Here is a 14,900-nt window from a genome sequence, read left to right as displayed (position 1 = left end):
CATGCACCAAAAAGATAAAGGCCTGAGGCAATCGCCTCAGGCCTTTATTCATCCTGCAAAACGACTAAGCGTTATAGGTCGAAGAGGCAACCCGTCCGCCGCGTCCGGTCCAGTTGGTGTGGAAGAACTCACCGCGAGGCTTATCGACGCGCTCGTAGGTGTGAGCGCCAAAGAAGTCTCGCTGCGCCTGCAACAGGTTCGCCGGCAGCCGCTCCGTCCGGTAGCCGTCGTAGAACGCCAGCGCTGTCGAGAACGCGGGCATGGGCACGCCAATCTCGATTGCGTGAATGACGGCCTTCCGCCACGATGCGCCGTACTTGTTCAGCGCAGCCGAGAAAAAGTCGTCCATCAGCAGGTTCTGCAGCTTCGGATTCTTGTCGAATGCCGCCTTGATGTTGCCCAGGAAGACGCTGCGAATGATGCAGCCGCCGCGCCACATCAGCGCGATGCCGCCCATGTTCAGGTTCCAGTTCATCTCTTTTTCAGCTGCACGCAGCAGCATGTAGCCCTGCGCGTAGCTGATCATCTTCGAGCAGTACAGCGCACGCCGAACATCTTCAATGAACTGCGCCTTCTCTGAAACTGTCAAAGCCTTCTTCGGCCCGTTCAGCACCTTCGAAGCCGCAACACGCTCATCCTTCAACGCCGAAAGGCAACGTGCAAACACGCTCTCGCCGATCAGCGTCACCGGCATGCCCAGGTCCAGCGCGGAGATGGCCGTCCACTTACCCGTGCCCTTCTGTCCCGCTGTGTCAAGAATCTTATCGACCATCGGCTGGCCGTCATCGTCCTTCTTGGCGAAGATCTCAGCCGAAATCTCGATCAGGAAGCTGTCCAACTCGCCCTTGTTCCAGTCGTTGAAGACCGTGGCAAACTCGTCGGCAGTCAGGCCGAGGCCGTCCTTCAGCAACTGGTAGGCTTCGCAGATCAATTGCATATCGCCGTACTCAATGCCGTTGTGGACCATCTTCACGTAGTGGCCCGCGCCGTCTTCACCCACCCAGTCGCAGCAGGGAGTGCCATCTTCCACCTTCGCCGCGATGGCCTGAAAGATCTCCTTCACATGAGGCCACGCTTCCTTGTTGCCGCCCGGCATAATTGACGGGCCGAAACGTGCACCCTCTTCGCCGCCGCTCACGCCTGTGCCGATAAACAGAATGCCTTTGGCTGCAAGGTCCTTCGTGCGGCGGTTCGAGTCGGTGAACAGCGAGTTGCCGCCATCAATGATAATGTCGCCCTTCTCGAGATACGGCAGCACCGAATCGATCGTCTGGTCGACGACATCGCCTGCCTTCACCATAATCATCACGCGGCGCGGCGTCTTCAGCATCTGGCACATCTCTTCGACCGAATGCGCTCCAACAACCTCGGTACCCTTGGCCTCATTGTTGATGAACTCATCGACTTTAGAAACCGTCCGATTGAACACGGCGACCTTGTAGCCGTGGTCGTTCATGTTCAGTACAAGGTTCTGGCCCATGACTGCCAGACCAATCAATCCAATATCACAAGTTGCTTCTGCCATTTCCTTTTCCTTCTCCAAAGCGATGCATCTCTGCGCACCGCTCAATGTGCGTTTATTTTTATCGGCCCATTATCGTCGTGGAAACTGGTCCGCATCCAAAGCGATCCGTCCATACGCATCGCTCAATGTGTATCTGTCTTTGTCGGCCCATATCGTCGTGGAAAGTGGTCCTGCCAAGGTGTCTTTTTATCATACGGAAGCAACGATAGGATAGGCCGCAGCGCAGATTCTGTGCCGAGATTCAGCGTCTTTTTAGAGCTGCTGATTCTCATCAAGAGGAAAGAGACGTTATCACCTGCCTTGCCTTTACCGGTCCCTGATTTATGTAAGCGATATCATCCATGCAAATCTGTGTCTATTCATCTCCAGCCCCTGTGACCTCTCGAATCCCCCCGTCGCGGCCCAGCAGAAACGTAGTCAGTCCAAACTCATCCGTTCGGTAAAGCCGTGTATGCGCCGCTGCAATCCGGTCGATCACCTCGACTCGGGGATGCCCGAACGTATTTCCCTTGCCCACTGAGATCACGGCATCCTTGGGCGCGGCCTCCGCAAAAAACTCCGGCGTGGTCGAGCTATTGCTGCCGTGGTGTCCCACTTTCAGCAGCGTCATCGGCTGCATCTTTCCATCCGCCACCATGGCCCGCTCGCTCGGAGCCTCGGCGTCGCCCTCCAGCAGCACCGATGCCTTCCCAGACTGCATCCGCATCACCAGTGAGTCGTCATTCACCGGAGCGCCATCGTTCCTGTAGGTCGGCTCAGGAGCCAGCATAGAGATCTCGGTTCCGCCCCATACCAGATCCTCTCCGGCATGAAAGTGCTTTACCGCAACGCCCAACTTTTTGGCCTCTGCCAACAGCTCTCGATAAGCCTCTGAATCTGGATCGATTCCGACCCACAGCTCCCTCGGCCTGAAGTCCCGCAATATTGCCGGCATCCCTCCCATGTGGTCGCTATGCGCATGGCTCAACGCCACCACATCCAGCCGCCGAATCCGCCGAGACCACAGGTAAGGAGCCACTACCTCTTCTCCCACATCGAAGCCACTGCTCGCCGCCGCAGCCTCAGAAGGCCCACCCACCGGCCCTCCCGCATCCACCAGCATCGCTTTGCCCTCCGGGCTTACCACCAGCAGCGAATCTCCCTGTCCTACATCAATCGCGGTCACCTCCAGCATTCCCGGCGAAGTCACCGGGCGCTCCGGCCACAGCACCATCGCCGCGATCAGCGGCAGCACAGCCACAGCGACCCAACTCCACGCCCTCGATCTCCTCACTGCCCAGCAGCAGAAGCCCCACCCCACGACAGCCAGCAGAGCAACCGGCCAGACCGGTCCCGGGATTCGCATATCCGCCGTCCGAATCTGACTTACGCGTCCGATCACATCTGCGATTCCATGCAGCAGAAATGCTGTCGCCGCACCCGGCAACATCGCCAGCGCCGGGCTTACCAGCATGGCGCAAAATGTCACCACCGCCATGGGAGCGAGCACCGCTACCAGCGGCACGCTCAGCATATTCGCAGGCAGAGCAAATACTGTGGCCCGGTGAAAGTAGACTGCCATCGGCAGCACCATCACCAGTTCCACGATCACTCCAATCAGCCCCAGTTCCAGAGCCCAAAATCCGTATCGCACCATCAGTGCCGGAACTCCGCGCGCCCAACGTCCCAGCAGCTCTGCAAACGCCTCACCCCAAACCCGCAGCATTACGCGAAACTGCGCCACCTCCGGATGCAGCCGCACATCCTCCCACTCATCCCAAAGATGCCGCGCCGCCCGCGCATAATCTCCGGGGCCACGCTCCCACAGCGGAACCGCGATCCCTCCAATAGCGATGATTGCCAGAAACGTCATCTGAAAGCTCGCTTCGAATAAGCTCCCCGGCGACCATACCAGCACTCCCAGTGCCGCCGCCCCCAACGCATTCAGCACGTTCCTGTCCCGCGACAACAACCGAGCCACCAAAAAGATTGCCACCATCCACAAGGCCCGCTGCACCGGAACACCAAAGCCGGTCAGCAGAGCATAGCCAGCCGTCAATCCGATGGTCAGCAGCGTAGCCAACCACTCACTTAGCCTTAGCCGCCGCGTCACCCAGAACACCAGCCCTGCCAGCAACGCCACGTGCATGCCCGAGACGACGAACAAGTGAAACGACCCAGTCCGCTCAAAGCCCAGTCGCAGCGCCCGGTTCAACCCCGTGCGGTCGCCGAAGAGCATGGCGTTCAGCATCCCCGCATCGTCCGTGCTCAAGCGCAACGTAGGCGGCATGCGCCGGTTTGGGCTCGATCTCACATACGCCGAGATCTTGTCCGATGCCCAACTCTGCGCCGCATACACTCTGCATTGCAGGTCGCGCGCGCCCATGCCCAGCATCGTCATCTTGCGTGCTTTGACTGTTGCGTGAAAGCCCAGCCCCTGCGCCAGCAGATAGTCTGCATATTGCCAGGCGCCGGGATCGCGATACCGCTCTGGAACCTTCAACCGCATCGGCCCTTCGATCACATCGCCGCACTTCAGATCGGGAAGCGATCCGGCATCTGCCAGCACCGTTACGCGAACTCCGCCCGGAACCGGAACCATCCGCGAGATGTCCGGAGTCAGATACTCCACATCCTCTACGGCGAGGTCGACCGAGACCGCATCCGCTGCATCCGGCTCCTTCTCCAGCCACCATGCGGGATCGTTGTCCTGATCGACTGCCTTCTGACGAGGCGGCAACTCCCGCACCCTGACCACACGCCCTCGGACCTGCCTGCTTAGTCCATCGGCATAGTTCTGCAACGCGGTCTGTGGCGCCGGAGACGGCTGCACCTCAGCACACCACATCCCCACGACCATCCAGATTGCGGCTAAAGCCAGGGTTGCGCTTCGAAGCGACCATCGAAGTCCCGCCAGAGCCAGTCCTACCAACGCCACCAAAGCGATCAGCAGTACGATCGCAGGCTGCCGGTTGCGGGCCATTATCTCGCCCACCGCAAACCAGGCCGCCGCAGCCAGCAGAGGAGCACGCCCAAACCGCAGCCGCTCCGTCCCTGCCTCTCTCCAAAGCTTCGGATTAGGCCCACAGCCCGATTTGCCAGCTTCTAAAGCTCTGTTCACTGACCGTATCTACCGTTCATTTACCGTATTACGGACGGCCGAGTACCACCACTGTCTCCTGATGGAACGTCTGCGGAAACATATCGACCATATGTAGTTCATTGATTCTGTAGCCGAAGTCTACCAGAGCCTTTAAGTCACGCGCCAAGGTCACCGGATCGCAGGAGACATACACGATCTCCTTTGTGGCAACTCGTCCCAACAGCGCGCAAACCTCCGCTCCCACACCGGCCCGGGGAGGGTCCATTACCACTAGCTCAGGTCTTTCCCGCTGCACGACAGCCCCACGCAGAAACTCCGCAGTCGTAGCTGCAACAGCGCGCCTGCCATCGCCCTTGAAGGTCTTCGCCAGATCGTCCGCCGCAGCCTCCACCGCAACGACCTCATCGAAACTCGTCTTCAGCGCCCGCGAAAACAACCCAACTCCCGCATACAGGTCCCATGCCAGCGTCCCGCGACGGCCTGCCGCAACAATTCGCACTAACTCATCAACCAGGAAGCGGTTTACCTGAAAGAAGCCGCCGCGGCTCACCCAATACTTCTCTCCAGCCGCAGCATAACTCAGCCCCTCCGCTCCCCACGCAGCAATTGCTCGCGGACGTTCAGTCCTGCGCGAGCCTTCTGCTCGCAGCATCGATATGCCTGCCCCCACCAGCTCCGGCAGCAGTTCCCGAAGCCGCTCACAGAATGCATCGAACCCGGTAACGCGATGCTGTGTAAATAGAGACATCTGCAAAGCGCTCTCGTCCTGCGTGGTAAAAAATTCAACCTCGGCGATCTTCTCCATCCACCGCGCTGCATTGGAGGTCTCGGCCAGCTTCAACAATGCCTCTGCGGCTCGCCACAATATTGGCGCGGCAATCGGGCACATTGCTATCGGCAAAAAATCATTCGACCCGCGCCGCAGATATCCCACCCGCAGCACATCGTCCACCTTCGCAACGCGCAGCCGTATGCGGTTGCGATATCCCCACGGCTCGCCTGCATGAACCTCGATCGCGGGTAACTCAGCCAGCCCGGCACGCTTCAGCGTCTCCTGCAAAATCTCCGTCTTTATTTCAAGTTGAGCTTTGTAGTTTGCATGTTGATAATGGCATCCGCCACACTCCCCAAAGTGCGCGCACTTCGGCTTCACCCGATCACTAGAAGCCTCGACAATCTGTACCAGTTCCGCATGCAAAACCCCGCCCTTGTTCTCGGCCGCACTGGTCTCTACTAACTCTCCCGGCAACGTATACGGAACAAATGCAGCTCTGCCAGCGGCTTCACCCTCAACCGGATGAGCCAACCCCGCGCCGCCGTAAACTACTTTCTCAATTCGTAACTTCATTGGTTACGTTACTCGTGGCTCATATAAAAGAGGCTCAACCTCGGCAGCTTTCGTGCCTCCAGCATCCGCTTCTGCAAAAACTGCTGCTGCACCTGCCTGATCTGTACCGCCTGCATCTTACCTTTATACGGAGCAAGCTCACGCGCAGCCTGCTCCCTCAACTCAACCAACTCATCTTCCGGAGCAGCGGTCAATAGAGCCGCAAACAGCTTTTCTTCGAGCACGGTCAATGTTCGATCAAGCTCCTCCAGCGACATTGCAGGTTCAGCAACCAGCCCCAGAGCCAGCGCCCGCAACCGGCCCGCGACTTCAGCGGCCACTCCATCCGCCGGAGCATTCAGCGCAGCGCTTTCCACAGCTGCTGCAGTCGCCTCCAGATACCGCCCCACACGTTCTGTCTCAAAGCCGCTCTCCGCAGTCGCGGCTGCGGCGGAGACAGTCCCAATCGCAGCCTCGCGCGCCCGCTCCACTGCCTCCATCACACTCTGCGCACACCACGCCAAGCCATTTACCTTGCGGGTCCTGCCTGTGGCTCGCAGTGCCTTGGCGTCATGCTTGTCAAACGCGTTATCGATGCCGCGTAACACCGCTTCGAGCGGAATCCCGGCCTCGCGCCATGTCTCAATCAGCGCCCAGTCGAGCGTCGACAACATCAGCAACGATCCGCGCCGCTGCTGAAAGCGCTGCTCGATCTCGGTAAAGTAATTGAAGTAATTCTGCATCTATCTCTGCGGCTGCTTATTCTCTGGCAACGCTCCACGCTTCTTGTGCCGGTCCAGGTTGCGTTCATAGACAATGCGCAACCCGGTCAGGGTTAGCATCTCATCGACTGCGCCGATATACTTCGATCCCTCGGCAATCAGTTTCGCCAACCCACCCGTCGCGACGGTCTTCGTCTCCGGTCCCAGCTCCGCAATCATCCGCTCCAGAATTCCGTCCACCAACCCGATATAGCCGTAGTACAAGCCAATCTGGATATTGTCGACCGTTCCCGTACCGATGATCTTTGTTGGCTTCTTGACGCTGATGCGGGGAAGCCGTGCCGCCCGCGAAAACAGCGCATCGGCCGAGATTCCCAGTCCGGGCGCAATCGCGCCTCCCATAAACTCGCCCTTCTTCGAGATCACATCGAACGTCGTCGCCGTGCCCATGTCAACCACAATCGTCGGTCCGCCAAATCTCTCGAAGGCTGCAACGCAGTTCACGATGCGGTCCGCTCCCACCTCGGTCGGATTGTCGGTCAGCACCGGCAGCCCGGTCTTCACTCCCGGCTCGATAAAGACCGGCTTTACCTGGAAGTACATCTCACAGACCTGCCGCAGCGTCGAGTCCATCGGAGGCACGACCGACGAGATGACAATCCCATCCACCACGCCAATCTCCAGACCTTTGAGCCCAAATAAATTTCGCAGCCGTATGGCGAACTCATCCACCGTCAGCTTCGGCCAGGTGGTGATTCTCCAATTCGCAACCAGCTCTGTAGCCACCGCGTTTGGAGCGCTTCCATCCGCCAGGCGATACAGCCCCAGCACGGTATTCGTGTTGCCGACATCCATCACCAATAGCATCGTCTCGCCTCGTTACCCTTCCCGAACTCCGCCCGAAAGGACGGTATGCATGGTGCCATCGTCTCCGTCTACAAGCAGAAATCCGCGCCTATCCAGCCCATTCGTCACGCCAGTATAGCCGCCGCCTTCCTCTACCTTAACCCGCTTGCCGCGTACCCAACTCGATGCCTCGGTAAACCGCTCGAGCAGTCCGGAGCCGGTGATTTCGCCCCGGTTCTCCTGTACCAGCAATGCAATCTCTTTTGCCAGCGTCCGCAGCAGAGCGCCCAGAATATCCTCGCGCGAGACCCTGCCGCGGCTCTCCATCCGCAGGGAGGTGGCGAGCGTCTCTAACTCGGTGGGAAAACCTGCGTGGTTCACATTGATGCCGATGCCGATCACCGCATATCTAAGCATGTCGGCATCGACAGCTGTTTCCACCAAGATGCCGCCGCACTTCCGCTGATAGAGCAGCAGGTCGTTGGGCCAGCGAATATCGACCGTCATCCCCGTCACCTCGAGGATCGCCTCACGAGCCGCGAGCCCTGTTGCCAGCGAAAGCCATAATGCCATCGTCATCGGCAGCGGCGGCGCGACCAGAACGCTGAGGTAAAGTCCATCGCCTGCCGCGGAATGCCATCCGTGGCCGCCGCGGCCGCGGCCAGCAGTCTGCTCCTCGGCGACCCACGCGCCCACTCGTGCCCCGGCCTGTGCAGCCTCGAGCGCGAGTGCATTGGTCGAGCCCACCGACGCGAAGTATCGCACCTGTCCAGCGAATGGCGTTCCCGCAATCGTCGCCTCTACCGCGGCTAAATCGAAGGCGCTACTCTCAGTAGACATCTGCTGTAATCTTCATGCTCAGATCGACCGCGACCGCCGAATGCGTCAGCGCTCCTACCGAGATAAAGTCCACGCCGGCCAAAGCGTAATCGCGCACTGTCTTCAGGTTCATATTGCCGGAGGCCTCGATCGGCGCGTTCGGCAGTGCGGCGCGAATCTGCTTGACCGCCTTCTTCACCACAGCCGGCTTCATGTTATCGAGTAGGATCGACTCCGCTCCTCCAGCGATGGCCTGTTCCAACTCGAGCTGGCTGCGTACCTCGACCTGCACAATCTGCCCGGCTTTGCGGCCTTTCAGAGCACGCTCGAGCGTGATGGGAAGCCCCCCGCCCAGCGAAATGTGGTTGTTCTTGATGAGGATTCCGTCCTGCAGGTCAAGCCTGTGGTTCACGCCGCCACCGCAGCAGACGGCGTACTTATCGAGCGAGCGCAAGCCGGGGATGGTCTTTCTCGTGTCCAGAATCTTGGCCTTTGTCCCGGCAATGGCCTTGACGAACTGATTGGTCAGCGTAGCGATGCCGCTCATGCGCTGCATCAGGTTCAGAGTGACGCGTTCGCAGGAAAGAATCGCCGAAGCGTTGTGGCGAATCACCGCCAGCGACTGGCCCTTCTTCACCTTCACGCCGTCGAAGATCTCCGGATGGCTCACTACCTCGAAGCGTCCCAGAGGCGTCGTTGACATTTTGGAGAAGATGTCGAGGATCACCGGAATGCAGCCCAGCCCCGAGACGACGCAGTCTTCGCGGGCGATGATGGTGCCAGAGGCGCGCAGCCCTTTGTCGATGGTCAGTGCCGTGGTTACATCGTTGGCGACCTTGTCTTCTGCCAGTGCTGCTTCGAGAATTGTGCGTATCCGCTTGCTCTTCCAGTCCATTTTTTAATCCTAAACCCGCTCACCGAATCAGTCCGGCAACGCCTGCAACGCAGCCTTCGCTTTGTCATGCAGCATCTTCGTCTCTGCTGCCTGCTTTCTCAACCCTTCGACGATATGTGCCGGAGCTTTGGCCATAAACGCCTCGTTGCCCAACTGCCGCTCCGCCGCTGTCAGCCCTTTCTCAAACTTCGCTAGGTCCTTGGTCAAACGCTCACGCTCTGCAGCTACATCAATTTGCCGCTCGTAGACGACGGCCACGTCTAAGTTGGCCGTTGAGCGGGCATTGCCTCCGGTCAAAGGCTCGTTGGCGAACTCGACCGAGGCCACGCGGGCGAGCCGTGCCAGCATATCCGCATTCGCGTCGGCCAGCGCCAGAGTACGGTTGTCGGCATGGAGCACAATCGGCGCCGCCTCTTTTTCGGGAACGCCAAGCTCTTTGCGCAGGCCACGAACCGTCACAATCAGCTCCTGCAACGTATTCATCGCAGTGACCGAAGCCTCATCCGCAGGGAAGTCACTTGCCTTCGGATAGCGTGTCAGCGCAATCGATTTCGCCGGCGCATTGCCTTCGTAGAGCGCGTGCCACAGCTCTTCCGTGAGGAAGGGCATAAACGGGCTCAGCAGCCGCAGCGCAGCCTCGAAGACGCCGACCAGTGAGGCCAGCGAGATCGCCGTTGCCGCATTCTTCTCGGTGCTCTCGCCAAACTCCAGCCGCAGCTTCACCAGCTCCAGATACCAGTCGCAGAATTCGCCCCAGAAGAACTGGTAGACCGCCGCTGCCGCCTCATCGAAGCGGTAGTCGGCCAGCGAGCGATCAACCTCCGCGCTGACCGCGCTGAGTCGTCCGAAGATCCACCGCGTCTCGAGCGGAGTCTCCTGCGGCAACTCCGCCACCGCGCCGCTGGCGGCAAGCATCGACATGCTATAGCCAGCTTCCTTCGCCCGGTCGACCTGCATGAACAGGAAGCGCGCCGCGTTCCATATCTTATTGGCGAAGGCGCGATAGCCATCGGTGCGCTCTTCGCTGAAGGCAATATCGGTGCCGGGGCTGGCCATGCTGGCGAGCGTAAACCGCACCGCATCCGTGCCATATTTTTTTACGACCTCGATGGGGTCGATGACGTTTCCCTTCGTCTTCGACATCTTCTGCCGCTCAGCGTCGCGCACCAGCGCGTGAATGTAGACCTCGCGAAACGGCACGGCATTTTCTAGCGTTCGCGCTGACCCGTCAGGCATGGGCACATCCAGCATGAAGTGGCAGCTCAACATAATCATGCGAGCCACCCAGAAGAAGAGAATGTCGAACCCGGTCACCAGCAGTTGTGTCGGATAGAACGCTGCCAGATCGGGAGTCTTCTCCGGCCAGCCAAAGACGGTGAAGGGAAGCAGCCCGCTCGAGAACCACGTGTCGAGCACGTCAGTCTCCTGCACGATCTCGACGGAGTTGCAGTGCTCGCACTTCACCGGAGTCTCACGAGCTACGGTCGTCTCGCCGCAGGCCGCACAGTGCCACGCCGGGATGCGATGGCCCCACCAGAGCTGGCGCGAGATGCACCAGTCATGGATGTTCTTCATCCACTCGTCGTAGGTCTTACGGTACTGATCTGGCGTGAACTTGATGTAGCCCTTGTCGACGGCTTCGATTGCCTTGTCGGCCAACGGCTGAATCTTGACGAACCACTGCTGAGAAAGCCTCGGCTCGATGACAACACCCGTGCGCTGGCTGAGACCGATGGAGAGCGTGTGGTCCTTGATGTCTTCGAGGAGGCCCATCTCCTTCAAGTCCTCAACGATCTTCGTTCGCGCCGCATAGCGATCCAGCCCGTGATACGTGGAGCCCGGCAACAGCACATGCGCCGTCTCATCGAGGATGGTGAGGTTAGGCAGACCGTGGCGCTGCCCAATCGCGAAGTCATTAGGATCGTGCGCTGGAGTCACCTTCACCGCGCCAGTGCCGAACTCGGGCTTGGCCCAGTCATCGGCCAGAATCGGAATCTCGCGATCTGGGCCGCCGTTCACACCGCTCAACGGCAGGCGAACCATCTTGCCCTGCACGGCAAGGTAACGTTCGTCGGTGGGATTCACCGCAACCGCCGTATCGCCCAGCATCGTCTCAGGCCGTGTTGTCGCCACTACGATCGATCCCGACCCGTCAGCCAACGGATAGCGAATGTGATAGATCTTGCCCAGCCGCTCTTCGTGTTCAACTTCGAGATCGCTGACCGCGGTCTGAATCGCCGGGTCCCAGTTGACGATGTAGGCCCCGCGATAGATCAGCCCCTGCTCATGCAGCCGGACAAACGCCTCCTTCACCGCAACGCTCAAACGGTCGTCCATGGTGAAGTACTCACGGCCCCAGTCCACGCTAGCGCCGAGGCGCTTCATTTGGTCGAGGATGGCTCCGCCGTAGACGCCCTTCCACTCCCACACGCGCTGGACAAAGGCCTCGCGGCCAAGCTCCTGCCGTTTCTTGCCTTCACTGGCTAACTGCCGCTCCACCATCATCTGGGTGGCGATTCCGGCGTGATCGGTGCCGGGAACCCACATCGACACCTCGCCCGACATGCGGTGCCAGCGGGTCAGAATGTCCATCTCGGTCTGGTTGAGCATATGGCCCATGTGCAGTCGTCCGGTGACGTTGGGCGGGGGTAGCAGCATGGTGAACTTCTTGACGCCCTCCTGCGTACCCTCAGATGTCGCGACGTCGAAGAGGCGCTCGCGCACCCAATAGTCGGCCCAGCGTTCTTCAATAATGGACGGATCGTATGCTTTTGGCAGTTCGTGGCTCATGTTCTTTAAGCCTAGCATCGACAGCAGTCCACGCCGTACCGCATCAACCATTTGCAGAGGCCGCCGACGTTGCTCCTGGTCTGTCCTGGCGCTTTTCCTGCGCTGCATATCCTATAGTCGCCGTACACTACCTCCAACGAGGACGTTTATGACCAAACTGCTTCTCGCCGTCGCCCTCCTTCTTGTAGCCTCCGCTCCCTTTGCCCATGCCGATCAGGACCGTGTCGTCGTCGGTGGCAACATCGTCGTCCCGGAGGGAGAAAGTGCCGGCGACATCGCGTGCGCCTTCTGCTCCGTTCGAATTCATGGCGATGTCAAAGGCGATGTCGCAGTCCTCTTCGGCAGCGTTACGGTCGATCCCTCGCAGAGCATCGCAGGTGACGTAGCGATCCTTGGCGGAGATATCAACCTCGCCGATGACACCAGGGTTGGCGGAGATGTAGCCATTCTGGCCGGAAACGCAAACATGGCCTCGACCGCCACCATCCACGGCGACCGCACCATTATGCCCGGCCGTTTCTGGCTGATTCTGCCCTTCGCGCCGTTACTGATTCTGATCGGAATTATCTGGCTGATTGTGCATATGATTCGCCGCAATCGCTACCAGTTTCCGGCCTATCCAAATGGGCAAGGTATTCAGGGCCGGTAGTTCAGCACAAAGACGGGTGCCCCATGTCCCGTTTCTGGGACATGGGTTTCTACCACTCAGAGATTGAGTTTCTTGAAGATGCGCTCAGGGATGTTGCGAATAATGAACATGATCGGCTGCCACTGGAACGGCACATAGAGGACATCCTGCTGTTTATCGATCGCTTTGACGATGCTCTGCGCCACTTTGTCGGCGTCGGCGAACTTCTCGCTGCCCTTCATGCCCGCGGTCATGGCCGTCTTCACCGGCCCCGGCTTGATGGAGAGCACGGTGACGCCTTCGCGATCCACGCGGTTGCGCAGGCCACCCAGAAACGCCGACAGACCAGCTTTCGATGAGCCATAAAGATAGTTCGACTTGCGCCCACGATCTCCCGCGACAGAAGAGATGACCGCCAGAGTTCCTCCGTGACGCTGAACACAGAAGTTTGCCAGCCATGTCAGCAGAGAGACCGGCGCCATGTAGTTGGTGTAGATGATCTGGGCAGCCGTGTTAAAGTCCTGCTCGGCCTTGGCCTGGTCGCCGAGGATGCCGTAGGTAAGGTACGCCACATCGAGCCCGGTCAGCGAGTTTACAGCGTGGGCGAGCAGGGCTGGATGTTGTTCGGTGTTGTCCAGGTCGGCCACGGCGGTATCGACGTAGCTGGCGCCACGCGTACGCAGGTCAGTGGCGACTGCGGCGAGCTTCTCCGCATTACGTGCTACCAGAAAGAGGCGAGCGCCTTGGCTGGCCCAGATGCGGCAGGTAGCTTCGGCGATGCCGGAGGTGGCTCCAAGGACAAGGATTTTACGGGGAGTTGTATCCATCTGATTCATAAACCTGGTTTGTCTCCGGTGACACGCTCCCAGAAGCTGGAGGTAAGTTGCGGGTCACGGTAGCGGGCGAACTGCTGCCACTGCGGATAGAAGGCCTGAAACTGCGCCGCCGTCATTGCTGCATCTTTGGCCGGGTAGAGACGGCCGCCGAACTCGCTGGTCATGTCGGCGAGGCGTTCGAAGAGCGGAAAGCTCTTGTCGGGCTTGATGGGGAAGTCGAGCGCGAGCGTGATACCCGGCTTGGGAAAGCTCATCATGCCGGGCGAGGGGACATCACCGAAGGCCTTGAGCACCGCGAGGAAGCTGGCGAGGCCGGACTTCGCAACCTCTTTGAGAATCGTAATCGTGCCTTCGCGAGCATGTTCCCACGGGATGACGTACTGGAACTGGAGCAAGCCGCGCTTGCCGTACATGCGGTTCCAATGCAGCACCTTGTCCAGCGGATAGAAAAAGGGCTCATAGTCCTGTTCCGCAACCACGCGCTGGTGAATCTGCTTGTGGAAGAAGGCCGTATTGAAGAGGCTGACCGAAAGGTGGTTCAGCGCAAAGCCGGGAGCGTCGAACGGAAAGACCAGCTTCGGCTCGGGCGAAGGCTTGAGCGTGTCGCGCTTCTTCGAGTGGTCGCCCTGCATGAAGACGCCGCGGGCAAAGTTCTTGCCGGTAGAGGCGCAGTCGATCCAACTCACGGTGTATTCGATGTCCTGGCTCTGCCGGGTAAGGTCGAGAAACTCGTCGATGCCGTGGAACTGGATGCCCTCGTAGTCGATCAGCCGCGACACGATGGGCTTGAGCCGCAACTGCGCCCATGTGATCACGCCTGTCAGACCCAGCCCGCCGATGGTCGCTGCGAAGAAGTCAGGATTCTCGGTGCGGGAGCAGAGCTTGCGCGAGCCGTCAGAGCGGACCAGCTCAAACTGGGTGACGTGGCAGCCGAAGGTTCCCGCAACATGATGGTTCTTGCCATGAATGTCGTTGGCGATTGCCCCGCCCAGCGTAACGTACTTTGTGCCGGGCGTGACGGGAAGAAAGAAGCCTCGGGGAACAGCGAAGTCGAGGATCTGCGCCAGCGTGATTCCGGCCTCGGCGGTCAGCAAACCAGTCTCTGGATCGAACGCGATCAGGCGGTTCATGCCGGTGGTCACCAGCAGGTTGCCGCCGCTCAGCAGGCAGACATCGCCGTAGCTTCGGCCCATGCCTACAGGCAATACGCCGTTGTGCATCCCGCTGGAGACGGCAGGGTAGTCGCTCTGCCAGTGCAGGGGAACGACATTGGCGTCATAGTTTGGGTAACGGCCCCAGGACTCAAAGGGCGCCTGACCTGTGAACTGCTCGTCCGGGGTGCGGAAGTTCAATTCTGGCGTTGTTCCTGAAGCTGTGGGCATATGACAAGAATAGCTGATCCCAAAAACTGTTCAGTTAGCTGATTGCAA

General features: G+C 59.6%; 11 protein-coding genes. 1 reads left to right on the top strand and 10 read right to left on the bottom strand.

Annotated elements, in window-relative coordinates; all coding sequences use genetic code 11:
• Positions 1–64: 64 nt before the first annotated feature.
• The 8 genes from gnd to IEW09_RS00660 form a co-directional block, all read right to left on the bottom strand.
• Complete coding sequence (gene gnd / locus IEW09_RS00695; protein ID WP_188552255.1) at positions 65–1,525, bottom strand: decarboxylating NADP(+)-dependent phosphogluconate dehydrogenase; 1,461 nt, start codon at positions 1,523–1,525, stop codon at positions 65–67.
• Between the two features lie 355 nt (positions 1,526–1,880).
• Positions 1,881–4,625, bottom strand: coding sequence for a ComEC/Rec2 family competence protein (locus IEW09_RS00690; protein WP_188552254.1), 2,745 nt, complete (start codon positions 4,623–4,625; stop codon positions 1,881–1,883).
• 28 nt (positions 4,626–4,653) lie between these two features.
• Positions 4,654–5,955, bottom strand: coding sequence for a 23S rRNA (uracil(1939)-C(5))-methyltransferase RlmD (rlmD, locus tag IEW09_RS00685; protein ID WP_188552253.1), 1,302 nt, complete (start codon positions 5,953–5,955; stop codon positions 4,654–4,656).
• Positions 5,956–5,963: 8 nt separating this feature from the next.
• On the bottom strand, positions 5,964–6,677 hold the full coding sequence (locus tag IEW09_RS00680) for a hypothetical protein (RefSeq protein WP_188552252.1): 714 nt from the start codon (positions 6,675–6,677) through the stop codon (positions 5,964–5,966).
• On the bottom strand, positions 6,678–7,523 hold the full coding sequence (locus tag IEW09_RS00675) for a type III pantothenate kinase (protein ID WP_188552251.1): 846 nt from the start codon (positions 7,521–7,523) through the stop codon (positions 6,678–6,680).
• Between the two features lie 12 nt (positions 7,524–7,535).
• Entirely contained in the window at positions 7,536–8,342 is an 807-nt protein-coding gene (locus tag IEW09_RS00670; RefSeq protein ID WP_188552250.1) for a biotin--[acetyl-CoA-carboxylase] ligase, read from the bottom strand.
• Positions 8,332–9,216, bottom strand: a complete 885-nt coding sequence (gene nadC / locus IEW09_RS00665; protein ID WP_188552249.1) for a carboxylating nicotinate-nucleotide diphosphorylase — start codon at positions 9,214–9,216, stop codon at positions 8,332–8,334. The genes IEW09_RS00670 and nadC overlap by 11 nt, the downstream gene beginning before the upstream one ends.
• Positions 9,217–9,243: 27 nt before the next feature.
• A complete protein-coding gene (locus IEW09_RS00660) occupies positions 9,244–12,006 on the bottom strand; it encodes a valine--tRNA ligase (RefSeq protein WP_188552248.1) in 2,763 nt (920 codons plus the stop codon).
• 148 nt (positions 12,007–12,154) lie between these two features.
• Here IEW09_RS00660 and IEW09_RS00655 point away from each other — a divergent pair, with 148 nt between their 5' ends.
• Positions 12,155–12,655 (top strand): bactofilin family protein, encoded by a 501-nt coding sequence (locus IEW09_RS00655; RefSeq protein WP_188552247.1) that lies wholly within the window; start codon positions 12,155–12,157, stop codon positions 12,653–12,655.
• Positions 12,656–12,711: 56 nt separating this feature from the next.
• Here the strand turns inward: IEW09_RS00655 and IEW09_RS00650 are convergent, their stop codons facing one another.
• Entirely contained in the window at positions 12,712–13,470 is a 759-nt protein-coding gene (locus IEW09_RS00650) for an SDR family oxidoreductase (protein WP_188552246.1), read from the bottom strand.
• Positions 13,467–14,852, bottom strand: a complete 1,386-nt coding sequence (locus IEW09_RS00645) for an FAD-binding oxidoreductase (protein WP_188552245.1) — start codon at positions 14,850–14,852, stop codon at positions 13,467–13,469. The genes IEW09_RS00650 and IEW09_RS00645 overlap by 4 nt, the downstream gene beginning before the upstream one ends.
• Between the last annotated feature and the right edge of the window lie 48 nt (positions 14,853–14,900).

This window comes from Edaphobacter dinghuensis (assembly GCF_014640335.1).
Lineage (GTDB): Bacteria > Acidobacteriota > Terriglobia > Terriglobales > Acidobacteriaceae > Edaphobacter > Edaphobacter dinghuensis.
The sequence above is the reverse complement of the archived record's forward strand: the minus strand, read 5'-3'. Positions and strand labels throughout refer to the sequence as shown.